25 protein-coding genes and 1 other annotated feature are annotated in these 22,819 nt (G+C 42.7%); of the genes, 18 read left to right on the forward strand and 7 right to left on the reverse strand.

Annotated features, from left to right (window positions below; genetic code table 11):
* The first annotated feature begins 137 nt into the window (after positions 1-137).
* From EDD69_RS00070 to EDD69_RS00090, 5 genes are read left to right on the forward strand one after another with little or no spacing between them, the layout of a single operon-like run.
* The gene (locus EDD69_RS00070) at positions 138-923 is read left to right on the forward strand and encodes a transporter substrate-binding domain-containing protein (RefSeq protein WP_132946940.1); all 786 of its coding nucleotides are present in this window, start codon (positions 138-140) and stop codon (positions 921-923) included.
* Between the two features lie 17 nt (positions 924-940).
* Positions 941-1,594: an amino acid ABC transporter permease gene (locus EDD69_RS00075; RefSeq protein WP_424565314.1), complete on the forward strand. Its 654-nt coding sequence runs from the start codon at positions 941-943 to the stop codon at positions 1,592-1,594.
* A complete protein-coding gene (locus EDD69_RS00080; protein WP_132946942.1) occupies positions 1,587-2,309 on the forward strand; it encodes an amino acid ABC transporter ATP-binding protein in 723 nt (240 codons plus the stop codon). Before EDD69_RS00075 ends, EDD69_RS00080 begins: the two co-directional genes overlap by 8 nt.
* Before the next feature lie 52 nt (positions 2,310-2,361).
* Positions 2,362-3,309 (forward strand): aromatic acid exporter family protein, encoded by a 948-nt coding sequence (locus tag EDD69_RS00085; RefSeq protein WP_132946943.1) that lies wholly within the window; start codon positions 2,362-2,364, stop codon positions 3,307-3,309.
* 48 nt (positions 3,310-3,357) lie between these two features.
* Positions 3,358-3,864 (forward strand): L,D-transpeptidase, encoded by a 507-nt coding sequence (locus EDD69_RS00090; RefSeq protein ID WP_132946944.1) that lies wholly within the window; start codon positions 3,358-3,360, stop codon positions 3,862-3,864.
* A gap of 38 nt (positions 3,865-3,902) precedes the next feature.
* On the opposite strand, the gene prli42 is transcribed toward EDD69_RS00090, so the two are convergent.
* Entirely contained in the window at positions 3,903-3,998 is a 96-nt protein-coding gene (prli42, locus tag EDD69_RS15160) for a stressosome-associated protein Prli42 (protein WP_165871690.1), read from the reverse strand.
* 153 nt (positions 3,999-4,151) lie between these two features.
* Here prli42 and mce point away from each other — a divergent pair, with 153 nt between their 5' ends.
* The 6 genes from mce (at position 4,152) to EDD69_RS00120 (ending at position 10,553) form a co-directional block, all read left to right on the forward strand.
* The gene (mce, locus tag EDD69_RS00095; protein ID WP_132946945.1) at positions 4,152-4,562 is read left to right on the forward strand and encodes a methylmalonyl-CoA epimerase; all 411 of its coding nucleotides are present in this window, start codon (positions 4,152-4,154) and stop codon (positions 4,560-4,562) included.
* Entirely contained in the window at positions 4,562-6,112 is a 1,551-nt protein-coding gene (locus EDD69_RS00100; protein ID WP_132946946.1) for an acyl-CoA carboxylase subunit beta, read from the forward strand. The genes mce and EDD69_RS00100 overlap by 1 nt, the downstream gene beginning before the upstream one ends.
* A gap of 83 nt (positions 6,113-6,195) precedes the next feature.
* Complete coding sequence (locus tag EDD69_RS00105) at positions 6,196-7,320, forward strand: tripeptidase T (RefSeq protein ID WP_132946947.1); 1,125 nt, start codon at positions 6,196-6,198, stop codon at positions 7,318-7,320.
* Positions 7,321-7,383: 63 nt separating this feature from the next.
* Complete coding sequence (locus EDD69_RS00110) at positions 7,384-7,860, forward strand: chemotaxis protein CheW (protein ID WP_132946948.1); 477 nt, start codon at positions 7,384-7,386, stop codon at positions 7,858-7,860.
* Between the two features lie 67 nt (positions 7,861-7,927).
* Positions 7,928-9,337, forward strand: coding sequence for an NADP-dependent phosphogluconate dehydrogenase (gene gndA / locus EDD69_RS00115; RefSeq protein WP_132946949.1), 1,410 nt, complete (start codon positions 7,928-7,930; stop codon positions 9,335-9,337).
* A 49-nt stretch (positions 9,338-9,386) separates the two neighbouring features.
* The gene (locus EDD69_RS00120) at positions 9,387-10,553 is read left to right on the forward strand and encodes an endonuclease Q family protein (RefSeq protein WP_132946950.1); all 1,167 of its coding nucleotides are present in this window, start codon (positions 9,387-9,389) and stop codon (positions 10,551-10,553) included.
* Between the two features lie 12 nt (positions 10,554-10,565).
* Here EDD69_RS00120 and EDD69_RS00125 read toward each other — a convergent pair whose 3' ends face one another.
* Together EDD69_RS00125 and zwf are read right to left on the reverse strand one after the other, a co-directional pair.
* Complete coding sequence (locus EDD69_RS00125; RefSeq protein WP_132947211.1) at positions 10,566-11,183, reverse strand: cyclase family protein; 618 nt, start codon at positions 11,181-11,183, stop codon at positions 10,566-10,568.
* A gap of 15 nt (positions 11,184-11,198) precedes the next feature.
* Positions 11,199-12,677: a glucose-6-phosphate dehydrogenase gene (gene zwf / locus EDD69_RS00130; protein WP_424565319.1), complete on the reverse strand. Its 1,479-nt coding sequence runs from the start codon at positions 12,675-12,677 to the stop codon at positions 11,199-11,201.
* A gap of 153 nt (positions 12,678-12,830) precedes the next feature.
* Between zwf and rnz the strand changes: the two genes are divergently transcribed.
* Together rnz and EDD69_RS00140 are read left to right on the forward strand one after the other, a co-directional pair.
* Entirely contained in the window at positions 12,831-13,757 is a 927-nt protein-coding gene (gene rnz / locus EDD69_RS00135) for a ribonuclease Z (protein ID WP_132946952.1), read from the forward strand.
* A gap of 540 nt (positions 13,758-14,297) precedes the next feature.
* Positions 14,298-15,479 (forward strand): NupC/NupG family nucleoside CNT transporter, encoded by a 1,182-nt coding sequence (locus EDD69_RS00140; protein ID WP_132946953.1) that lies wholly within the window; start codon positions 14,298-14,300, stop codon positions 15,477-15,479.
* Between the two features lie 70 nt (positions 15,480-15,549).
* Here EDD69_RS00140 and EDD69_RS15625 read toward each other — a convergent pair whose 3' ends face one another.
* Positions 15,550-15,672 (reverse strand): hypothetical protein, encoded by a 123-nt coding sequence (locus tag EDD69_RS15625; protein WP_279388116.1) that lies wholly within the window; start codon positions 15,670-15,672, stop codon positions 15,550-15,552.
* A 157-nt stretch (positions 15,673-15,829) separates the two neighbouring features.
* On the opposite strand from EDD69_RS15625, the gene deoC reads away from it, so the two are divergent.
* Together deoC and EDD69_RS00150 are read left to right on the forward strand one after the other, a co-directional pair.
* Positions 15,830-16,480, forward strand: a complete 651-nt coding sequence (gene deoC, locus EDD69_RS00145) for a deoxyribose-phosphate aldolase (protein WP_132947212.1) — start codon at positions 15,830-15,832, stop codon at positions 16,478-16,480.
* A 94-nt stretch (positions 16,481-16,574) separates the two neighbouring features.
* Complete coding sequence (locus EDD69_RS00150; RefSeq protein WP_132947213.1) at positions 16,575-16,967, forward strand: cytidine deaminase; 393 nt, start codon at positions 16,575-16,577, stop codon at positions 16,965-16,967.
* Between the two features lie 66 nt (positions 16,968-17,033).
* On the opposite strand, the gene namA is transcribed toward EDD69_RS00150, so the two are convergent.
* Together namA and proI are read right to left on the reverse strand one after the other, a co-directional pair.
* Positions 17,034-18,050: an NADPH dehydrogenase NamA gene (gene namA, locus EDD69_RS00155; RefSeq protein WP_132946954.1), complete on the reverse strand. Its 1,017-nt coding sequence runs from the start codon at positions 18,048-18,050 to the stop codon at positions 17,034-17,036.
* An 84-nt stretch (positions 18,051-18,134) separates the two neighbouring features.
* Entirely contained in the window at positions 18,135-18,968 is an 834-nt protein-coding gene (proI, locus tag EDD69_RS00160) for a pyrroline-5-carboxylate reductase ProI (RefSeq protein ID WP_132946955.1), read from the reverse strand.
* A 48-nt stretch (positions 18,969-19,016) separates the two neighbouring features.
* Positions 19,017-19,229 (reverse strand) — a binding site (T-box leader).
* Between the two features lie 155 nt (positions 19,230-19,384).
* Here proI and EDD69_RS00165 point away from each other — a divergent pair.
* Together EDD69_RS00165 and EDD69_RS00170 are read left to right on the forward strand one after the other, a co-directional pair.
* Positions 19,385-20,329: an MBL fold metallo-hydrolase gene (locus EDD69_RS00165; protein ID WP_132946956.1), complete on the forward strand. Its 945-nt coding sequence runs from the start codon at positions 19,385-19,387 to the stop codon at positions 20,327-20,329.
* A 10-nt stretch (positions 20,330-20,339) separates the two neighbouring features.
* Complete coding sequence (locus EDD69_RS00170) at positions 20,340-21,128, forward strand: SDR family NAD(P)-dependent oxidoreductase (RefSeq protein ID WP_132946957.1); 789 nt, start codon at positions 20,340-20,342, stop codon at positions 21,126-21,128.
* Positions 21,129-21,188: 60 nt separating this feature from the next.
* On the opposite strand, the gene EDD69_RS00175 is transcribed toward EDD69_RS00170, so the two are convergent.
* Complete coding sequence (locus tag EDD69_RS00175; RefSeq protein ID WP_132946958.1) at positions 21,189-21,395, reverse strand: CDGSH iron-sulfur domain-containing protein; 207 nt, start codon at positions 21,393-21,395, stop codon at positions 21,189-21,191.
* 195 nt (positions 21,396-21,590) lie between these two features.
* On the opposite strand from EDD69_RS00175, the gene EDD69_RS00180 reads away from it, so the two are divergent.
* Positions 21,591-22,703: a TIGR04053 family radical SAM/SPASM domain-containing protein gene (locus EDD69_RS00180; protein ID WP_132946959.1), complete on the forward strand. Its 1,113-nt coding sequence runs from the start codon at positions 21,591-21,593 to the stop codon at positions 22,701-22,703.
* The last annotated feature ends 116 nt before the right edge of the window (positions 22,704-22,819 follow it).

Here is a 22,819-nt window from a genome sequence, read left to right on the forward strand (position 1 = left end):
ATTAGTTTATGTGTTAATATACATACCATCGAATATATATTCAATCTTATGAAGATCAAGATTGAAACGGATTAAAACTTATTTCAAAATATTTTTAAAATTATTTAAAATTTTTAGAAAATAAAGGGGGACTTATTGTGAAGAAATGGTTGACATTATTATTAACAAGCGTGTTATCGATCGGTGTACTATCTGCGTGTGGTGCATCCGGCGAGAAAACAAATAGTGAAGGCGAAACGAAGAAAGTTCTCAAAATGGGAACATCTGCGGATTATGCGCCGTTTGAGTACATTGACACGGCGAAAGGAAACGAAATTATTGGCTTTGACGTTGATTTAGCCAAAATGATTACCAAAGAGTTGGGCTATGAACTTGAAATCGTCGACATGGATTTTAACGGTCTTATTCCGGCATTGCAAGCAGGGAAGGTTGACTTTGTGCTTGCGGGGATGACTCCGACGGAAGAACGAAAGAAAAATGCTGATTTTTCGGATGTGTACTATGTCGCTAAAAATATGATTGTAGCTAAAAAAGGAAGCGGGATTAAAACGGTAGAAGATTTGAAAGGGAAAACGGTTGGCGTCCAGCTTGGTTCGATTCAAGAAGGGGAGGCAAAGAAATTAGCGAAAACGATTGATATGAAAATTGAAAGCCGCAATCGCATTCCTGAGTTGATTCAAGAAATTCTTTCCGGACGTTTTGATGCGGCGATTATTGAAGATACAGTTGCGAAAGGATACATCCAAAACAATAAAGAAAAATTAGAAGGTCATACGATTCCAACGAATGAAGAAGAAGCCGGTTATGCTATTGCTTTTCCGAAAGGTAGCAAGCTAACCGAAGAGTTTAATAAGGTGTTAAAAGAAAAAATAGCAAAAGGTGAAGTGGATAAACTCATTCAAAAATGGTTTGATCAGAAGTAAAAAGGGGGAGATTGGGCATGAATTTTGCACAAATCGTGCCCTCGATCCCTTTTATTTTAGAAGGGATATGGGTCACGCTTAAAATTGTCGGATTAGCCGCATTGCTTGGGTTTGCCTTTGGAATCATTTTAGCATTGTTTAAAATTGGAAAGATCAAAGCTCTTACATGGTTTGCGGATGTGTACACATCCGTATTTCGGGGAACACCTCTTATTTTACAGCTCATGGTCGTCTATTACGGTTTGCCCCAATTGATCGGTTTTCAAATTGAGGCATTTCCAGCGGCGGTCATCTCATTCGGTTTAAACTCTGCCGCTTACATTTCTGAAATTATCCGCGCCGGGATTTTAGCGGTGGACAAAGGGCAAAGGGAAGCGGCGATGGCATTGGGAATTCCTTATCGTAAAATGATGTGGGATATCATTTTGCCGCAAGCGTTAAAAAATATTTTGCCGGCATTAATGAACGAGTTTATTACGCTTACAAAAGAATCGGCAGTGGTGACGGTCATTGGTGCGATGGATATTATGCGCCGCGCATACATTGTCGGCGGCGAGAAGTATGCGTATTTTGAACCGCTTCTGTTTGCTGGTCTCATTTATTATGTGATGGTCATGGGATTAACTCTGATCGGCAAAGCCGTTGAGAGGAGAATGAGAAAAAGTGATTAAGGTAAACAATCTTCATAAGTCGTTTGGAAAGTTAGAGGTGTTAAAAGGAATTACAACGACGATTTCTCAAGGGGAAGTGGTGGCTATTATTGGACCATCCGGCTCTGGAAAATCGACGTTTTTGCGCTGCCTGAATTTGTTAGAAGAGCCGACAAGCGGTGAAATTTGGATCGGCGAGCATGAGATCACCAATAAAAAAACGGACATTATGCGAGTGCGCCAAAACGTTGGGATGGTGTTTCAACATTTTCACTTATTTCCGCATATGACAGTGATGGAAAATTTAACGTATGCACCGATTCATGTAAAAGGGATGGCAAAGGAAGAAGCCGAACAAGCAGCGCGCGCCCTTTTAAAGAAAGTAGGTTTGGAAGAGAAAGAAAGCGAATATCCGAGCCGTTTATCAGGCGGACAAAAGCAGCGTGTAGCGATTGCGAGAGCATTGGCGATGGAACCAGAAGTGATGTTGTTTGATGAACCGACATCTGCATTGGACCCAGAAATGGTCAAAGAAGTATTAGATGTAATGAAATCACTCGCTCATACAGGGATGACGATGTTGATCGTTACGCATGAAATGGGGTTTGCGCGCGAAGTGGCAGACCGCGTACTCTTTTTAGATGGTGGAATGCTTGTGGAAGATGCACCGCCGCAACAATTTTTCACAAAACCGAAAAGCAAACGCGCTCAAGACTTTTTAGAAAAGGTGCTATAATAAAAAGATGATCGGATGATCATCTTTTTATTTTGAGAGAGGTTTGATTGACATGTTCAAAATCGGCTATCGAACGGCAAAAACAGCGGTGGGAACAGCAATCGCAATCAGTTTAGCGCAGTCGTTGAATTTGCAAAATTTCGCATCTGCAGGGATTCTTACCATTTTGTGTATTCAAGTGACGAAAAAAAAATCATTGAAAAGCGCTTGGGCGCGTTTTATCGCTTGTGTTACGGGAATGCTTTTCTCGTTTTTATTTTTTGAAGGAATCGGTTATCATCCGATTGCGATTGCTCTTTTGCTTCTTTTTTTCATACCGACAACGGTTGCGTTAAAAGTAACGGAAGGAATTTCGACGAGCTCGGTTATTATTTTGCATTTTTATATGGCAGAACAAATGACAGCGAAGCTCTTATACAATGAATTGTTGTTGATTATCATCGGCATTGGCGTCGCGCTGCTTGTCAATATGTATATGCCGAGCGTTGAAAATAAACTGAAAGAATATCAGCGCATTATTGAAGATTTATTTCGAATCATTTTTAAAGAGATTGTTCATTATTTGCGGACAAACGAAAGCCAATGGGATGGAAAAGAAATTACGCTGACCGCTGAGATGCTTCAACAAGCCAAAACGTTGGCGCTGCAAAACGTCGAAAATCATTTTTTGCGCAATGAAGATTATTATTATCGATACTTTCGCATGCGTGAAAAGCAATTTGAAATTATTGAACGCGTCTTGCCGCTTATTACATCCATAACCTATACGGTCGAACAGCGAAACATGATTGCTGATTTTATTGATGAATTGAGCGATGCGATTCACCCGGGAAATACGGCATTAAAATTTATTCGTCAGCTAGAAGAGATGAAAAAGCAGTTTCAAGAAATGCCGTTGCCAAAGACGCGTGAAGAGTTTGAAGAACGAGCGGCTTTGCTTCATTTTGTCAAAGAAATGGAGCAATATTTGATCATTAAAAGTCAATTCAAAGCTTCGTAGCATCATTTGCTCCTTTTTGTCGAACAATAAGGAAAAAAGGGTGATTTCATGCCGCTATTGCTTGCGCTTTTTCTTCTTATTTCACCGCTTTGGCCGCTCGGGCAAAATCCGCGCGTTGGCGATCCGATGTTAATTGTCAATAAACAGACCAATCAACTGGCTTTTATTCGCAATGGAAAAATTGAAAATGTGTATCGCGTTGCGACGGGAAAAACCAATCAATTAACACCCGAAGGATTGTTTACGGTGACGGTGAAAGCAATCAATCCATACTATCGAAAGAAAAACATTCCGGGTGGAGCGCCGAACAACCCGCTCGGCAGCCGCTGGATCGGTTTTGATGCGAAAGGAACAGAGGGGAGAACGTACGGCATTCACGGAACAAATGCGCCTTCTTCCATTGGCCGCTATATTTCGCAAGGGTGCATACGCATGCACAATCGCGAAATTGAGGCGCTTTTTCCGAAGGTGCCGATCGGAACGAAAGTGGCGGTTGTCAAAAGTTATCAATCGTTTGAACAGCTAGGAAAGCAATATGGAGCCATCAAAAGATAAATAAGGAAGGCTGACCCATTTATTGGGACAGCCTTTTTTCATACCCACATGCTCAACCCTGCTAGCAATGTTGTTAGTAGCATCGAACCGAGCATTAAATAGACGATGATTTTTTGAACTTTTTTCCGGCGCATTTCTTTCACCTCTATACTATTTTAGCTTGTTAAAAAAAGGTGGACAAGGTGAAAAAATTTTGTAAAAATAGCAGGTAATTTTCAGAAAAATATCGAAATATAAAATGTTAAATCTATTCCAACGTTATTTACGAAGCAAAGGGGATGGGATGAATGGAAGTAAAAAAAATTGATCACGTTGGAATTGCGGTGAAGTCGCTCGATGAAGCGCTGCCGTTTTATGTCGAGACATTAGGGCTTGAATGCTTAGGCATTGAAGTCGTGGAATCTGAAAAAGTGCGTGTTGCTTTTTTAAAAATTGGCGAAGCCAAGATCGAATTGCTTGAACCAACGGCAGAAGATAGTCCAATTGCCGCCTTTATCGAAAAGCGCGGAGAAGGCATTCATCATATCGCGCTTGGCGTGGATGATATTCAAGCGCGCATTGATGAGTTAAAGGCAAACGGCATTCGCATGATTCACGATCAGCCAAAGCGAGGGGCAGGAGGCGCAAATATTGCTTTCATGCACCCAAAATCCGCTCATGGCGTCCTTTATGAGCTTTGCGAAAGGGGGCGCGCATGATGACAGACATTTACGATAAAATTAATGAGCTTTACGACCGACGCCGTGAAATTGAAATGGGCGGCGGCGATGACAAAATCGAAAAGCAGCATGAAAAAGGAAAGCTAACCGCTCGCGAACGCATCGATTTGCTGGTGGATGAAGGCACATTTGTCGAGTTGAACCCATTCATTGAGCATCGTTGTACAGATTTTGGGTTGGCAAATAAAAAAGGACCTGGCGATGGAGTTGTGACCGGTTACGGAAAAATAAACGGTCGACGTGTTTATTTATTTTCCCAAGATTTTACCGTTTTTGGCGGGGCTCTTGGCGAGATGCATGCGAAAAAAATTGCAAATGTAATGGATTTAGCAGCCAAAACAGGTGCCCCTGTCATCGGCTTGAACGATTCAGGCGGCGCGCGCATTCAAGAAGGAGTGCTTTCGTTAGACGGATATGGACACATTTTTTACCGCAATGCCATTTATTCTGGCGTTATTCCGCAAATTTCGGTGATCATGGGGCCCTGCGCAGGCGGTGCGGTATATTCGCCGGCGATTACCGATTTTGTGTTCATGGTTGAAAAAACGAGTCAAATGTTTATTACCGGTCCAAAAGTAATTGAAACGGTTACCGGGGAAAAAATTAGTGCCGAAGATTTAGGGGGGGCGCGCGTACATAATACGATTAGCGGAAATGCCCATTTTTCCGGAAAAAGCGAAGAAGAAGTGCTTATGCAAGTTCGCAAGCTATTAAGCTATTTGCCGCAAAACAATCGCGAGAAACCGCCGGCGGTTGCCGCTCCAAACGATGACGATTATCGTCCAGATTTGGCTGATGCCGTTCCGTTCGATGCCGTACGTCCATACGATGTTCGCAAAGTGATCGAGCAAGTCGTTGATGCGGATTCATTTATGGAAGTGCAAAAAGACTTTGCGAAAAATATTGTCATTGGTTTTGCGCGCATCAAAGGCGAAGTGGTCGGTCTCGTGTGCAATCAGCCAAAGTTTATGGCGGGCGGACTCGATATCGATTCATCGGATAAGGCAGCACGTTTCATTCGTTTTTGCGATTCGTTTAATATTCCAATTATTACGTTTGAGGATGTCACGGGCTTTTTCCCGGGCGTTAAGCAAGAACATGGCGGGATTATCCGTCATGGTGCCAAAATTTTATATGCGTACTCGGAAGCAACGGTGCCGAAAATCACCGTCATTTTACGCAAAGCGTATGGCGGTGCGTATGTGGCATTAAACAGCAAATCGATCGGTGCCGATGTCGTTTATGCTTGGCCGAATGCAGAAGTTGCGGTTATGGGACCAGAAGGGGCGGCGAACATTATTTTCGCTCAAGAAATTGCTAACAGCCCAGATCCGCAAGCAACGCGGGCTCAAAAAATCGCCGAGTACCGTCAAAAATTTGCCAATCCATATGTGGCGGCCAAATACGGGATGATTGACGATGTCATCGATCCGCGCGAGACGCGCATCAAGCTTATTCAAGCGCTTGATATGTTGCGTGATAAACATGAAGAGCGACCGAAGAAAAAACATGGAAATATTCCGTTGTAAATAACAAAAAAGGCCTCTCTACGCTTTTGTACAAAAATGATGTATAATCTTAAATGAGTACATAGCGTAGGAGGCTTGTTTTTATGATCAATGAACAACGTTTAGTCGACGAATTTTTAGAGCTTGTGCAAATTGATTCGGAAACGAAACATGAAGGTGAAATTGCGAAAGTATTGAAACAAAAATTCGAGGCGCTTGGTCTTCATGTCATTGAAGACGATACGACCGCAAAAACGGGGCATGGCGCCGGAAACTTAATTTGTACGCTAGAAGCGACAAAAGAAGGCGTTGATCCGATTTATTTTACATCCCATATGGATACCGTTGTTCCTGGTAAAGGCGTGAAGCCATCCATTCAAGACGGCTATATCGTGACAGATGGAACAACGATTTTAGGCGCCGATGATAAAGCAGGATTGGCGGCGATGCTTGAAGCGATTCGCGTATTAAAAGAGAAAAACATCGCTCATGGCACCATTCAATTTATCATTACCGTCGGTGAAGAGTCAGGCCTTGTTGGAGCGAAAGCATTGGATCCATCGCTCATTCAAGCGAAGTTTGGCTATGCGCTTGATAGCGACGGCAAAGTTGGCGATATTATTGTTGCGGCGCCAACACAAGCGAAAATAAAAGCGGTCATTCACGGAAAAACGGCGCATGCCGGAGTGGCGCCAGAGAAAGGCGTTTCAGCGATTACGATTGCGGCAAAAGCCATTGCCCAAATGCCGCTTGGTCGCATCGATGAAGAAACGACTGCGAACATCGGCCGTTTTGAGGGCGGAACACAAACGAATATCGTGTGCGACCGTGTCGATATTTTAGCGGAAGCACGTTCACTCGTTCCAGAAAAAATGGAAGCGCAAGTAGCGAAAATGAAAGAAGCGTTTGAAAAAGTGGCGGAAGAAATGGGCGGACGTGCGGAAGTTGATGTAGAAGTGATGTATCCAAGTTTTAAATTTGCCGATGGCGACCATGTCGTTGAAGTAGCAAAACGGGCGCTTGAAAAAATTGGTCGCACTCCGCGTCTATTGCGTAGCGGCGGTGGAAGCGACGCAAACGTGATTGCTGGTTTTGGCATTCCAACGGTCAACTTAGCGGTTGGCTACGAAGAAATTCATACAACGAACGAGCGAATGCCGATTGAAGAGCTTGTCAAAACAGCGGAAATGGTTGTCTCAATTGTGGAAGAGGTCGCAAGCAGGGGATAAAAAGACTCCCCTGCTTTTTTGTGGTATAATAAATGAAAAAACTTGAGGGGGAACCTTCGGGATATGAATAAAGTTGTGGTTTTTCAAGTGCAAAATGAACAATACGCGATTCCGGTTGAACATGTCATTTCAATTGAAAAAATGGAAGCGCCGACATTCATTCCAAACATGCCGGATTATATGGTTGGAGTGGTGCGCATTCGCGAAGAATTAACGCCTGTATTAGATACAACGCGCATTTTGTATAACCGTCCGTTCACGCCTACTGATCGGACACGCCTTGTTGTTGTGATGGCGGACGGATTATCGGTCGCGTTCATTGTTGATGATGCGAAAGAAATTATTGATATTCCTGAAGAAGCCATTAAGCAAGTCAATATGCTTGCGTATCGTCAAACGCCATATTTTATCGGCATCGCAAACTTGCCAGAGCGCCTCATTACGATCATTGATCCGAAAAAATGGTTTGCATCTTTAGAAGGATCCGATGCGATTAAACAACATGTGCAAAACATGGAAGAAAGCAATCACAATACTTGATATTGTGAAACGAGCGTGGTATGTTCTTTCATGAACAAACAAAAAAGGAAAGAAAGGACGTTTTGTCATGGCAAAACAACAAATTGGTGTGATTGGTTTAGCCGTCATGGGCAAAAACCTTGCGTTAAATATTGAAAGCAAAGGTTATTCGGTTGCCGTATACAACCGTTCGCGTGAAAAGACGGATGAATTTTTAAAAGAAGCAGCAGGAAAAAATATTGTCGGTACATACAGCATTGAAGAGTTTGTTAATGCGCTTGAAAAGCCGCGCAAAATTTTGCTGATGGTAAAAGCGGGAGAAGCGACCGATGCGACGATTGAACAGTTAAAGCCATATTTAGAAAAAGGAGACATTTTAATTGACGGCGGAAATACGTACTTTAAAGATACGCAGCGCCGCAATAAAGAATTAGCTGAGCTCGGCATTCACTTTATCGGCACAGGAGTGTCCGGCGGTGAAGAAGGAGCGCTAAAAGGTCCGTCTATTATGCCGGGCGGCCAAAAAGAAGCGCACGAATTGGTTCGTCCGATTTTTGAAGCGATTGCGGCAAAAGTGGATGGCGAGCCGTGCACGACTTATATCGGTCCAGACGGTGCCGGCCATTACGTAAAAATGGTGCATAACGGCATCGAATATGGCGATATGCAGCTCATTGCCGAAGCATACTTCTTGTTAAAACATGTGCTTGGTTTAAATGCTCAAGAGCTGCATGAAGTGTTTGCGGAATGGAATAAAGGCGAATTAGATAGCTACTTAATTGAAATTACAGCGGACATCTTTACAAAAATCGACGAGGAGACAGGAAAACCGCTTGTCGATGTCATTTTGGACAAAGCCGGCCAAAAGGGAACCGGAAAATGGACGAGCCAAAATGCGCTCGACTTAGGCGTGCCTCTTCCGATTATTACAGAGTCAGTATTTGCTCGCTTCATTTCAGCGATGAAAGAAGAGCGCGTCAAAGCAAGCAAGATTCTTTCAGGCCCAGCAGTCAAACCGTTTGAAGGGGATCATGCGCAATTTATTGAATCGGTTCGTCGCGCGCTTTACATGAGCAAAATTTGCTCATACGCGCAAGGTTTTGCGCAAATGAAAGCGGCGTCTGAGGCGTATAATTGGAACTTGCAATATGGAAACATCGCGATGATTTTCCGCGGCGGCTGCATTATTCGTGCGCAATTTTTACAAAAAATTAAAGAAGCGTACGATCGCGATCCGCAGCTTCCAAACTTGCTGTTAGATCCATATTTCAAAGAAGTCGTCGAAAACTATCAACAAGCATTGCGCGAAATCGTGTCTGTAGCGGTGATGCGCGGCATTCCAGTTCCAGCGTTTTCAAGTGCGTTGGCGTACTACGACAGCTATCGAATGGAAACATTGCCTGCCAACTTAATTCAAGCGCAACGCGACTATTTCGGTGCGCATACGTACGAACGTGTGGATAAAGAAGGAGTTTTCCATACAGAATGGTTAAAATAAAAGGTGCCAAGTTCGGCACCTTTTCTATTATTTGAAGTAGGTGAGAAACATGAACGATTATTATGTCGATTTGCATATTCATATTGGCCGCACCGCTTCAGGAAAGCCTGTGAAAATTACAGGAGCTAAAACGTTAACACTTTCCAATATTTTAAAGGAAGCGGTTCAAAGGAAAGGATTACAGATCGTCGGGATTGTCGATTGCCATGTGCCAGAAATTTTAGATGAAATCGAACGAGGGATTGCTTTGAAGGGGTGGAGAGAAGAGCGAGAAGGCGGAATTCAGGCGAATGGGGTTACGGTTATATTGGGAAGCGAAGTCGAAATCTATGATGAACATTGCCGCGGACCGATTCACGTTCTTGCTTTTTTTCCAACGGTAGAGAGGATGCGCCTTTTTTCAAACTGGTTAAAAACGCGCGTGAAAAACATTTCGCTTAGTTCGCAACGAATGTACGGAACAGGGAAAGAATTGCAGATGATTGTGAAACAGCTAGGAGGGTTGTTCATTCCTGCGCATGCGTTTACTCCTTTTAAAAGTTTATACGGAAAAGGTGTACATAAAAGTTTAACGGAAGTATTCGAGGCGGCTGCAATCGATGCGATTGAATTAGGATTGAGCGCCGATACACATATGGCCGATCAACTCAAAGAACTTCATCGGTATCCTTACTTATCCAATTCAGATGCCCATTCGCTATTAAACATCGCCCGCGAATATCAAGTAATTCGCATGGCAGCTCCCACGTTTCATGAATTAGAAAAAGCGTTGAAAAAAGAAGAAGATCGAACCATTGTGGCCAATTATGGACTGAATCCATTGCTTGGTAAGTATTATCAAACAGTTTGTGCAAAATGTTTGCATCCCGTTCAAGCAATGGATGAACGCTGTTCCAATTGCGGACACCATCAGTTCATTACAGGCGTTTTTGAACGATTGCAACAATTAAAAACGAATGATCGTGATCAGCCTGAGCGCCCTCCATACTTTTATCAAATTCCATTACCATTCATTCCAGGAATCGGTCCGAAGACGTATCAAAAGTTGCTTTTACGATTTGGAACAGAGATGCAGGTGCTTCATAAAGCTTCGATCGAGGATTTAACAGAAGCGATTGGGGAGAAGCTTGCTCATCTTATTATTCAAGCACGACGCGGTCAGTTGGCCATTCACGCAGGCGGGGGTGGACAATACGGAAAAATCGCTCCGTCGTAACGGAGCGATTGGTTAATTTATGTCTTCAAACAACAACACGCGCGCAGGAGCAGCGTCTGTGCCGACGAGTTTTAACGGTGCGGCAACCATAAAATACTCGCCTTCAGGCACATCTTTTAAACGCAATCCTTCGATCACGATCACGCCGCTGCCAAACAACGTCTTATGGGTTGGATGCCCAGGTTGGCTTCGTTCAATTCCTAATGCGTCAATGCCGACTCCGCGCACCTTTTTGTCCGCAAGATATTGTGCCGCATCTTCCGCAACATAAATAAATTCAAAATTGAACGCATCTTCCATGGAATTTTGCGTTTTAAATAAAACAAAGTCATTTTCTTCAATATTTAAATGTTGTAAATTTTCTTTTGAAATTTTATCTTTTACATTTGTTAAGTCAAACACTTTGCAGTTGCCGACAAGCTTCTCAAGCGGGATCGTTTCAAACGTTTCTCCGCCTTTGACCATATGAAGCGGGGCATCGATATGCGTTCCCGTATGTACGTCCATGTCAATGCGAGATTCGGTTACATAATCATTCGTTACCGTTGTCAGTTTCGGTTGTTTTTCTGGTTTGTTTTTATAAACGGGCATTCCTTCAAAAATCGGTGCGGTCACGTCATACATTTTCATCATCATTTTCCCCCTTTACATGGTGGAGCTGATTGGCCACCAATGGAATCCGTCTTTTTCAAGCAATTGATCAGCAGCTTTTGGTCCCATCGAACCGGCTTCGTAGTTTGGAAAATCAACAGCTTTCGTATTTTCCCATACTTCGGAAATCGGATCAACGAAGCTCCATGAAGATGCCACTTCGTCCCAATGGGTGAAGTTTGTGGCATCGCCGCGCATGCAATCATAAAGCAACTTTTCATACGCTTCTGGCGTGTTAATGCCGTCAATGCAATTGTTGCAGTAATCAAGTTTAATCGGCGTCGTTTTCATGCTTTCGCCGCTTTTTTTCGCATTGAGGTGAAGAGTAATTCCTTCATCCGGTTGAATGTGGATGACGAGCAAATTCGGATGAATCGTTTCGCCTGTCGGATAGTATAAGTTCATTGGCACATCTTTAAATTGAACGACAATTTTCGTTGATTTTTCAGTCATGCGCTTTCCAGTGCGAATGTAAAACGGCACGCCTGCCCAGCGGAAATTATCAATCATTAACTTTCCAGCGACAAACGTTTCCGTGTTCGAGTTCGGATCGACGTTATTTTCTTCGCGATAGCCGACGACTTCTTTGCCGCGAATGAAGCCGCGACCGTATTGTCCGCGCACGAAATATTGATCGACTTCATCATGAGAAATCGGACGAAGTGCGCGAAGTACTTTTACTTTTTCGCTGCGAATGTCATCGGTCGTTAGTTTAATTGGCGGTTCCATTGCCAGCAAGGCAACCATTTGCAGCATATGGTTTTGGACCATGTCTCTTAACGCGCCAGAGTGGTCGTAATAGCGGCCGCGGTCTTCAACGCCAAGCGTTTCGCTCGATGTAATTTGAATGTTGGCGATGAAGCGATTGTTCCAAAGAGGTTCGAAAATGGCATTGGCAAAGCGAATGACTTCGATGTTTTGCACCATTTCTTTGCCGAGATAATGGTCGATTCGGAAAATTTGTTTTTCCGAAAACGCTTGACGAATTTCTTCATTTAATTTTTGCGCCGTTTGCAAGTTATGTCCGAACGGTTTTTCGATGACAAGGCGCGTCCAACCGTTTGTTGCGGTTAAGCCTTCTGCTTTTAAGTTTGCACTAATCGTTCCGAAAAACTCTGGTGCCATCGCTAAATAAAAAATGCGGTTGCCCGGGATGTTGTACTGTTCTTCTAATTGTTCGAGCAACGATTTTAGTTGTTGATAGGAATCTGTATTGGTTACATCGAATGGATGATAATAGAAGTGTGAAATAAACGTTTCATCTATTAATTCTTGTTTTGTCGCTTCTTCAATCGTCTCTTTTACATAGTTGCGGAATGATTCATGAGTATGAGGGCGACGTGCAACGCCGACGACCGCAAACTCTTCAGAAATTTTTTGTTTTTGATATAGTTTATAAATGGAAGGGAATAGCTTCCGTTTCGCTAAATCTCCCGTTGCGCCAAAAATAACAATCGTAGATTTCGGCTTCATGCTACTCACGGACTATGTACCTCACTTTAATTAAAATTTTAACTCTTTACAATTATGTAATTTTAGAGGTTTATTGTGGCAAACGCAAATGTTTTACTATTGAATTGTGCCAAAAAGCTTGGTAAGCTAGCAAAAAAGGTAGGAGGAATGGCATTGGAATTAGTATTTTTAGGAACGGGAGCAGGAGTTCCATCCAAAGGACGGAATGTGTCAGCAATTGCCTTGCAGCTGCTTGAAGAACGCGGTGCGACTTGGCTGTTTGATTGCGGTGAAGCAACGCAGCATCAAATTTTACATACATCGATACGCCCGCGGCGAATCGAAAAAATTTTTATTACTCATCTGCATGGAGACCATATTTTTGGTTTGCCCGGCCTGCTTGGAAGCCGGTCGTTTCAAGATGGAGATACGGCTTTAACCGTTTATGGTCCAAAAGGGATTCGAGCTTTTATTGAAACAGCGCTTTCTGTAAGCATGACACATGTGCGCTATCCGCTTCACATTGTTGAAATTGAAGAAGGCGTCATATTTGAAGATGAGCAATTCATCGTCTCAGCAAAAAAATTAGCACACGGCATTCCATGCTTTGGGTATCGCATCGTTGAAAAAGATTTACCGGGTCCTCTGTTAGTTGAACGGTTAAAAGAAATGGGCATTCGCCCTGGACCGATTTATCAACAAATTAAGCAAGGGAAAACCGTTGTTCTCGAAGATGGGCGAGTCATTGATGGGAGCGAGTTCGTCGGTCCGCCGATTCCAGGAAGAGTGGTTACCGTTTTAGGCGATACTCGCTTTTGTGAACAAAGTATTGAACTGGCGAAAGATGCGGATGTGCTCATTCATGAAGCAACATTTAGCGCTTCTGAAGAAAAGCTAGCGTACGATTATTTTCATGCGACAACAGCGCAAGCGGCAGAAGTGGCAAAGCGTGCCGGAGCGAAAAAGCTCATCTTAACGCATATTAGTTCCCGTTACCAAGGAACCATGTGCGATGAATTGCTTGCGGAAGCGAAGGCCATTTTTCCTCATGTAGAGATGGCTGAAGATTTTGCTTCGTTTTCCATTCCAAAAAAGAAATAGAGAGAAATTTTCATCTTGCTTATGAAGTCGGAACATCCAACGATGAAATGATGGCGAAAGACACCTCCTTATCATTCAGGAGGTGTTTTTTTCTTTGTCTCATTTTATGAGTCGCTTTCATGGTTTAAAAAAATTAATAATGATTTTCTGATGATCATAACGAATAAGAACATTTTTTCATATTAAAATGAAATTTTGGAATACTATAAATACTATGATGAAATGAAAAAATACGACAGGGAGGAATAATATATAATAATCGTTAGTTTTAAGCGATCCAGTTAGAACAAAGTTGCGATGGAAAATTTTAATCTCTCCAAAAAATCGTTTATTTTTTGACGAATTTAGCAAAAGTCATGAAATCGTTTTACTTTTTTTCAAAAACATGTTCACATTTGTTCAATTACCTGCTATATTTATGATGAACGCGATCGCGAATAAATCAAAAAAGGCTGATGGCGAGATACAAAAAGATCACTGTTCCAGTGTTTTTTTTGAAAACGTTGTCACCTATCACTTATTTTTGGAGGGACTGACATCATGAGCATTGTGTTTTTTGCAACAGGTTTGTTTCTCGTATTTATTTTGGCTTATCTCGTAAGTTATGACAGAAAGAACATCCGTTATAAGGCGATTTTATCGATGCTCGCCGTTCAAATTGTTCTTACGTTTGCATTGCTGAATACGAAAGCAGGTATTTTTATCATCGGATTTATTTCAAAAATGTTTAACAAACTGATTGAGCTAGGTATACAAGGCGTCGACTTTGTGTTTGGTGGTTTGGAAAACAAAGAGATGTCTTCATTTTTCCTCGATGTGTTATTGCCGATTATTTTTATCTCGATCCTTATCGGAATTTTGAACTATTTCAAAATATTACCTGTTATTATTAAATATGTCGGTATGGCATTAAGCAAAATAAACGGAATGGGAAAATTGGAAAACTATATTGCTCTTTCATCCGCTATATTGGGACAGTCCGAAGTTTTCTTGACAACGAAAAAACAAATCGGTCTTGTATCGCAAACGCGTCTTTATACGTTATGCACTTCCGCTATGAGTGCAGTTAGCATTGCGATCGTTGGTGCATATATGACGATGATTGAACCAAAATATGTTGTTATTGCTATTATGTTGAATATCCTTTCAGCTTTAATCATTGCTAATATTGTGAATCCTTACGAAATCAAGGATGAAGAAGATTTATTAATCGTCGAAGAAGAACATAAAATGAGCTTTTTCCAAATGATCGGCGAAAGCATCATGGATGGATTGAAAGTCGCTATCATCGTAGCGGCCATGTTAGTAGGGTTTATCGCTTTAATCAACCTTATTGATTATGTATTCACGCTCATTTTCCATGTTTCATTCCAGACAATATTAGGATACATCTTTGCGCCAATTGCCTTTTTAATGGGAATTCCTTGGGATGAAGCAGTGAAAGCAGGAAGCATTATGGCGACAAAATTAGTAACCAACGAATTTGTTGCGATGTTGAATTTTAAAGATATGGCTGGAACGTTATCCGAAAAAACAGTTGGAATTGTATCTGTATTCCTTGTGAGCTTTGCTAATTTCAGCTCCATCGGAATTATCACAGGAGCTGTGAAAGCTCTTGACGAAAAACAGGGAGATGTTGTAGCTAAATTCGGCTTGAAGCTTTTATATGGTTCAACACTTGCTTCAATGTTATCAGGAACGATCATGGGATTATTTTTATAAAACCGTTTGGCTGGTATCCTATCATGTTCGAATTCGTTCGACAGTGAGGGTTCATGAAACAGATTCAAATTTATAAGAACGGTCGATTTATATATGATAAGCTTAATTTTCCGACATAAACAAGCTTTTCTGCCACTTCCCCGAACGAAAACGCCATCAGAAATGCCATGCGTTTTACGTTCGGGATCGGCATGCTAGAAGCATGCCGGGCGGCAAGATTTTTCTTGCCGCCTATGGCAGAAAAGCAGCCTTCTATTCATGATGAGATATGTCGGAAACTCAACTTGGATTTATTTATATATATGACAAAGATAAGGGGCTGACATTCATTGTTAAAAGAAAAAGCTAGAATGATCGATCATACCCTTTTAAAACCGGAAGCTACAAAAGAACAAATTGTAAAACTTGCCGAAGAAGCCAAAACGTATCATTTTGCTTCTGTTTGCGTGAATCCAACATGGGTTAAAACCGCTTATGAAATCTTAAAAGATACGGATGTAAAAGTGTGTACGGTCATCGGTTTTCCTCTTGGGGCAACGACACCGGAAGTAAAAGCGTTTGAAACAAAAAATGCGATTGAAAACGGCGCGAGCGAAGTGGATATGGTCATCAATATCGGAGCTTTAAAAAGCGGTGATGATGAATTAGTCGAAAAAGATATTCGTGCCGTAGTAGAAGCTGCGAAAGGAAAGGCTTTGGTCAAAGTCATTATTGAAACATGCCTTCTTACGGATGAAGAAAAAGTGCGCGCTTGTCAGTTAGCAGTGAAAGCCGGTGCAGATTTTGTCAAAACTTCGACAGGTTTTTCAACAGGCGGGGCTACTGTCGAAGACGTTGCATTAATGAGAAAGACGGTTGGACCAAACGTTGGCGTTAAAGCTTCAGGTGGAATTAGAAGTGCGGATGATTTGTTGGCAATGGAGAAAGCAGGGGCTAACCGCATTGGAGCAAGCGCAGGAGTTCAAATTATAAATGGGGAAACAAGCACATCTAATTATTAAATATTGGACGTTATTTAGATTATAATATAAGTGAATGAATAAAAGCAGAATGATGATCTAAATGACAATTTCAAACAGAAGGGTCGGAATGAAAATGGATAAAAAGCAATTAATCAACGAAGCGCTTTCTGGAAGAGAAAAAGCTTATGCCCCATATTCTCGTTTTCAAGTAGGTGCGGCAATCTTAACAAAAGACGGAAAAATCTATAAAGGCTGCAATATTGAAAACGCTTCTTACGGATTAACCAACTGCGCTGAACGCACTGCCATTTTTAAGGCTGTATCGGAAGGACAAAAAGAGTTCACCATGCTGGCGATCGTCGCTGATACCGATGGTCCGGTATCTCCATGCGGAGCCTGCCGGCAGGTGATCGCGGAATTTTGCGACCCTGACATGCCAGTCATTTTAACCAATCTAAAAGGGGACATTCAAGAAACAACCGTTAAGGAATTACTTCCATTTGCCTTTTCGTCCGAAGACATGTAACACATAAAGGAAAACACCTCCAAAAATCGATTGGGTTATCCATCGATTTAGGAGGTGTTTTTTCTTTTACCATCCTCGGCTGTATTGTACAGGAGCCTCTAAGGCAACGCCGAGTTGTTTGGCAGCGGTGCGTGGCCAATACGGATCGCGCAATAGTTCGCGTCCGATAAAGATTAAATCTGCACGCTCGTTGCGAAGAATTTCTTCCGCTTGTAAACCGGACGTGATGAGTCCGACCGCGCCTGTTGCGATGTCAGCTCCGTGGCGAATTCGCTCCGCAAATCGAACTTGATAGCCTGGATAAACATCGAATTTCGCTGGAACAACCGCTCCTGAGCTGACGTCGATAAGATCGACGCCTTGAGCTTTCATGCGTTTTGCGTATTCGACATAGTCTTCTACTGTTAACCCTTCTGGATGATAATCGGAAGCAGAGATGCGAACAAAAAGCGGACCGTCCCATACTTCACGCACCGCATCGATGATTTCGCTTAAAAAGCGGTAGCGGTTTTCGGCGCTTCCACCATATTCATCTTGACGTTTGTTGGTTAATGGCGATAAAAACTCGTTAATTAAATAGCCGTGCGCAGCGTGGATTTCGATGATGTCAAACCCTGCTTCTTTTGCACGGCGTGCTCCGTTTTGGAACGCTTGAATCGTTTCTTCAATGTCCGCTCTTGTCATTTCTTTCGGTACGCGCATGTTTTCATCAAAAGCAATCGGCGAAGGGGCGATAATTTCTCCGTCAATCGTCGCTTTTCGTCCAGCGTGAGCCAATTGAATTGCTGTTTTTGCTCCGTGTTCTTTCATGAGAGAAACTAATTCTTGAAGGCCGCTAATATGTTCATTGCTCCAAATGCCTAAATCGCGAGATGAAATTCTTCCTTGCGGTGTGACCGCCGTTGCTTCGACAACGATCAGTCCGACTTGCCCAACAGCACGTGAAGCGTAATGAATTTTATGCCAATTTTCTACTTTGCCGTCTTCGTGATGACAAGAATACATGCACATCGGCGACATGACGATCCGGTTTTTTAACGTTACGCCTCGGATCGTGTAAGGTGAAAAAAGTACCGCTTCCATTGCTTTCCCCTCCAAGTATGTTGTTTTCAGCTTGATGATAACACGTCTGCTTGGAAAAGAAAAACATTTGCACTTTAAAAGATGTTATTTTGTCATCGCGATGAGCTCTTTTCCCAACTCGATGGATCGTTCCATCGCCCGTTTAATGCAAGCGATCATCGCTTCTTGATAACGATATGCTTCGAGTACGCGAATGCCTGCTTCCGTCGTACCGTTTGGACTTGTCACTTCTTTACGCAAGGCAGATGGATGTTTTGGTGAATGTTTTAGCATTTCCGCTGCACCGATAATCGTTTGCAAAATAAGTGATTTAGCTACGTTTGACTCGAGGCCGATTTCGTTTGCGGCTTTTTCCATCGCTTCGACTAAGTAGTATACGTAGGCTGGACCGCTTCCGGATAAGGCGGTGACGGCATGCAAATGATGTTCTTCGACGACGGTAACGAGTCCGACCGTTTCGAATAATGATTTGGCAATCGCTAAATGCTGTTCATTTGCAAATTTGCCCAGGGAAATGGCGGTTGCTGATTTACCGATGGCCGCGGATGTGTTTGGCATAGCTCGAACGACAGGGACGCGTTTTTTCGCCAATTCGACAATGCTATCAGTGGCGACGCCTGCTAAAACGGAAATGATTAAATGGTCTTCGCGAATAGAAGAAACAAATTCCGCCATGCTGTTTGCGACATCTTTGGGTTTCATTGCTAAGATGATGATATCCGCTTCTTGTACCGCTTGTTGTTTATTCGTTTCCGTTCGCACGCCATACGTATTGGCTAAATAGGAAAGGCGGTCTTTGTTTGCGCGGTTTGTGACGATGAGCTGATTTGGTTTGTATAGCGTTTTCGTCATGCCGGCAATCATCGCTTCCGCCATGGCTCCTGCGCCGATAAAGGCGATTTTATGTTGCTTTTCCATTTTTATACCTCCCGTCCATATCGTGAAATAAAAAAGACCTTTCGTCCATAAAAGGACGGAAAGGTCTTTGTTTCCGCGGTACCACCTTTGTTGGCACAACTGTGCCCACCTCGTTAGCCGGTATCGTCGGCCAGACGGTTAGGTTTGCCTAACAGCTCTTGGGGTAGGTTCAATGATGAAGAGGGTAATGAAACCTTTCAGCCTATGGGTTTCACTCTCTTGTACCATTCATCATCTACTATTCCCAATCATCGCCAAGTCGTTCATTTTGTTTTTTGACATTATGCAATGAAATGTATTACGTTGTCAATAGGATTTTTTGAAATTATATGTTAATTATCTGAAAATAATGACAAAAATAAAAAAGATGTGTAAACTGTAAAAGTAAATGAAAAAGGTTAAAGAAGGGATTTGTGATGATGAAAGATGTAGAGAAACTTGTGATGCCGACGCCATTTGCAGTTGGGGATGTATATGCATATTTAATAAAGGGAGAGAGATTGACGCTTGTAGATGCGGGAGTCAATACAGAGGAGGCGTTTGCGGCGCTTCAGAAGCAGCTTGCAGAGAAAGGCTACAAGTTTGAAGATATCGAACAAGTGATTATTACGCATCATCATCCGGATCATGTCGGGTTATTAGACCGCTTTGGCGAGGATGTGCCGATCATTGGTCACCGTAAAAATGGTCCGTGGATTGCACAAGATGAGGTTTTTCTGCAAAAATATGAGCAGTGGGCAAGGCAGTTGTTTGTTCAATTTGGGGTCGATGAACGATTTTTTTCATTGTTGAAACGGTTCCAGCGTTCATTCCAATATAGCTGTCGCCGTTCGTTGACCGAAACGGTGCAAGAAGGAGATGTCGTTTTAGGGGAGTGGCGTGTGTTGGAAACGCCAGGACATGCGCAAAGCCATATTGTGTTGTATCGTGAACGGGACGGAGTGATGATTGGCGGCGATTTATTGCTTGCCCATATTTCTTCGAATCCGCTGCTTGAGCCGCCTTTATTCGATGAAACAGAGCGGCCAAAAGCGCTTGTGCAATACCGACAATCGTTACAAAGGCTTCTTGATTATGACATTTCCGTTTTGCTACCTGGTCATGGCTCGAACGTGACAAATGTTCATGAGCTTGTACGCACTCGTCTTAAAAAACAAGAAGTGCGGCTGCGCATGGTGAAAGAAATGTTGTCAAAGCCAATCACGGTGTACGAACTCTGTCAAAAGTTATTTTCGGATGTGTATGAGACACAATTAATGTTAACATTATCACAGACGATTGGCTATTTAGATGTGCTGGAGGAAAGAGATGAAATTGTTGTAGAGCGCGCTCAGCTTCCTTGGATGTACACAGCAAAATGAGGTGGTTTTGGTGAAGCTTTTAGGAAAACATGTCGTCATTACGGGCGCTTCAAGCGGGATTGGTGAACAGCTCGCCTATGCGGTCGCGAAACGCGGAGGAGTGCCCATTTTATTAGCGCGCAATGAAGAAGCATTGCGCCGCATTGCGGAAGACATTGAACGTACATATCGAATTCCATGCCATTATTTTCGTTTAGATGTAAGTGATTTAGAAGCAGTGAAAACAGTGTTTCAGCGCATTTTTGACCGCGTTGCGACGATCGATGTGCTTGTAAACAATGCTGGTTTCGGTGTTTTTGAGTCCGTCGTCGATCTCGATTTAAAAGAGATGGAAAAAATGTTTGCGGTGAATGTATTCGGACTCGTCGCTTGCACGAAAATGGTGCTTCCGCATATGATTGAGCGAAAGACGGGGCATATTATCAACGTTGCTTCGCAAGCGGGAAAAATCGCAACGCCGAAGTCGAGCATATATGCTGCAACCAAACATGCGGTGTTAGGGTTTACAAACAGCTTGCGAATGGAAGTAAAGCGAGAAAACATTTTTGTAACGGCCATCAATCCTGGCCCAATCGCTACGAACTTTTTCCAAATCGCGGACCGTTCAGGAACGTATGTCCGCAATATTCAAAAGATGATGCTTCGTCCAGAAGCGGTTGCTGAGAAAATAGCGGATGCGATGCTCACACCGGTGCGCGAAATTAACATGCCGCGCTGGATGAACGCTGCAAGCGTGTTTTATCAATTATTTCCGCGTTTTGTTGAAACAATCGCAGGTGACGCCTTTTATAAAAAATAAACAGGCTGCGAAAAAGCAATAGGGTTCAGACACTGAGTCTGAACCCTATTTTGATGAAAATTATTCTTGTTTTGGTGCGCGAACAACTGATTCAAATTTTCCTTTATGGGATCCATCACAGAATGGCATTTTTTGTGAGAGACCGCAACGACAGAGGGAGAATGTTTCTTTCGTTTCAAATTTGTTTCCTTCCATATCGATTAATTCGACATCGCCAGTGACGCGAAATGAACCGTTGTCCATCACTTTGATTTGCACTTTTGCCATCCCTTTTTCACCTCCTTTTATACGGTGTGCAGTATTTATAGTACGTGTCTTGCGGAAGAAATTCAAGCAATCGTTGCCAATTGTGTCGAAAAGATGACAATATTTTAACACAAATGTTTTTGTGATATAGGTCACATGAGCTTTTTTCTCTCTCCTATACAATGGAATTAACGAATCAAATCAGGAGGGAAAATGGTGCGAGATTTTCATCAAAATCCTTTTATTGTCATTTGGGAGTTAACGAGAGCATGTCAATTAAACTGCCTTCATTGCCGGGCGGAAGCGCAATATCATCGCGATCCGAGAGAGTTGACTTTTGAGGAAGGAAAGAATTTAATTGATCAAATTTATGAAATGGATCAACCGATGCTTGTGTTTACCGGCGGCGATCCATTGATGAGACCAGATGTGTACGACATTGCGAAATATGCGATCGATAAGGGTCTGCGCGTTTCGATGACGCCGAGCGCCACACCAAATGTGACGAAAGAAGCGATTCGTAAAGCAAAAGAAGTCGGCTTAGCGCGATGGGCATTTAGTTTAGATGGCCCAAACGCGGAAATTCACGACCATTTTCGGGGCATGTCCGGTTCTTTTGATTTAACGATGAAGGCGATCGAATATTTACATGAGTTGGAAATACCGGTGCAAATTAATACGGTCGTTTCTCGATATAATGTTCATGTGCTAGACGAAATGGTCAAGTTAGTGGAAGAATTGAAGTGTGTTCTTTGGAGCGTGTTTTTCCTTGTGCCAACGGGACGCGGCAAACAATCGGATATGATTTCTCCGATTGAGCATGAAAGGGTATTTCGATGGCTATATGAAACGAGCAAACGAGTGCCATTTGATATTAAAACAACCGCCGGGCAACATTATCGCCGTGTTGTATTGCAAGAAAAAATGCGTGAAAAGAAAACAGCTCATGAAGAAATTCGTTATGAAGATGTATTGATGAAAGGGCTAACAGGACAAGTCGATGGGTTAGGAAGGGCGCCAAAAGGCGTCAATGACGGAAACGGCTTTCTTTTTATTTCCCATATTGGCGATGTATATCCGAGCGGGCTTTTGCCGATTAAAGCAGGGAATGTACGTGAAACGCCGCTAGCGGATATTTATCGTCATTCACCGATTTTCAAAGATTTGCGCAACCCGGACAAGTATAAAGGAAAATGTGGTGTTTGCGAGTTCCGTTTTGTTTGCGGCGGCTCTCGTTCGCGGGCATATGCGGTAACAGGAGATTATTTGGAAAGTGAACCGTATTGCATTTATATTCCGAAAGCATTGCGGAAAAAAGAAGGGGTTTAACGTTACATGAGAGCGAAAAAGTTACAAATCATTTTAAATAACTTTAACGCATCGTACTGTCGGAATTTTAATCTGAACATCGGCTAAAAAAACCGGACTGACTCATTGCGTGAGTC

This window comes from Thermolongibacillus altinsuensis, assembly GCF_004341205.1.
Taxonomy (GTDB): domain Bacteria; phylum Bacillota; class Bacilli; order Bacillales; family Anoxybacillaceae; genus Thermolongibacillus; species Thermolongibacillus altinsuensis.

What these genes read in the sequence shown, in the direction of transcription:
- EDD69_RS00075 (WP_424565314.1), top strand. Translation starts at nt 941, where the DNA reads ATGAATTTTGCACAAATCGTGCCCTCGATCCCTTTTATTTTAGAAGGG.
- EDD69_RS00085 (WP_132946943.1), top strand. Translation starts at nt 2,362, where the DNA reads ATGTTCAAAATCGGCTATCGAACGGCAAAAACAGCGGTGGGAACAGCA.
- EDD69_RS00090 (WP_132946944.1), top strand. Translation starts at nt 3,358, where the DNA reads ATGCCGCTATTGCTTGCGCTTTTTCTTCTTATTTCACCGCTTTGGCCG.
- prli42 (WP_165871690.1), bottom strand. Translation starts at nt 3,998, where the DNA reads ATGCGCCGGAAAAAAGTTCAAAAAATCATCGTCTATTTAATGCTCGGT.
- mce (WP_132946945.1), top strand. Translation starts at nt 4,152, where the DNA reads ATGGAAGTAAAAAAAATTGATCACGTTGGAATTGCGGTGAAGTCGCTC.
- EDD69_RS00100 (WP_132946946.1), top strand. Translation starts at nt 4,562, where the DNA reads ATGACAGACATTTACGATAAAATTAATGAGCTTTACGACCGACGCCGT.
- EDD69_RS00105 (WP_132946947.1), top strand. Translation starts at nt 6,196, where the DNA reads ATGATCAATGAACAACGTTTAGTCGACGAATTTTTAGAGCTTGTGCAA.
- EDD69_RS00110 (WP_132946948.1), top strand. Translation starts at nt 7,384, where the DNA reads ATGAATAAAGTTGTGGTTTTTCAAGTGCAAAATGAACAATACGCGATT.
- gndA (WP_132946949.1), top strand. Translation starts at nt 7,928, where the DNA reads ATGGCAAAACAACAAATTGGTGTGATTGGTTTAGCCGTCATGGGCAAA.
- EDD69_RS00120 (WP_132946950.1), top strand. Translation starts at nt 9,387, where the DNA reads ATGAACGATTATTATGTCGATTTGCATATTCATATTGGCCGCACCGCT.
- EDD69_RS00125 (WP_132947211.1), bottom strand. Translation starts at nt 11,183, where the DNA reads ATGAAAATGTATGACGTGACCGCACCGATTTTTGAAGGAATGCCCGTT.
- zwf (WP_424565319.1), bottom strand. Translation starts at nt 12,677, where the DNA reads ATGAAGCCGAAATCTACGATTGTTATTTTTGGCGCAACGGGAGATTTA.
- EDD69_RS00140 (WP_132946953.1), top strand. Translation starts at nt 14,298, where the DNA reads ATGAGCATTGTGTTTTTTGCAACAGGTTTGTTTCTCGTATTTATTTTG.
- EDD69_RS15625 (WP_279388116.1), bottom strand. Translation starts at nt 15,672, where the DNA reads ATGCCGATCCCGAACGTAAAACGCATGGCATTTCTGATGGCGTTTTCG.
- deoC (WP_132947212.1), top strand. Translation starts at nt 15,830, where the DNA reads ATGATCGATCATACCCTTTTAAAACCGGAAGCTACAAAAGAACAAATT.
- EDD69_RS00150 (WP_132947213.1), top strand. Translation starts at nt 16,575, where the DNA reads ATGGATAAAAAGCAATTAATCAACGAAGCGCTTTCTGGAAGAGAAAAA.
- namA (WP_132946954.1), bottom strand. Translation starts at nt 18,050, where the DNA reads ATGGAAGCGGTACTTTTTTCACCTTACACGATCCGAGGCGTAACGTTA.
- proI (WP_132946955.1), bottom strand. Translation starts at nt 18,968, where the DNA reads ATGGAAAAGCAACATAAAATCGCCTTTATCGGCGCAGGAGCCATGGCG.
- EDD69_RS00165 (WP_132946956.1), top strand. Translation starts at nt 19,385, where the DNA reads ATGATGAAAGATGTAGAGAAACTTGTGATGCCGACGCCATTTGCAGTT.
- EDD69_RS00175 (WP_132946958.1), bottom strand. Translation starts at nt 21,395, where the DNA reads ATGGCAAAAGTGCAAATCAAAGTGATGGACAACGGTTCATTTCGCGTC.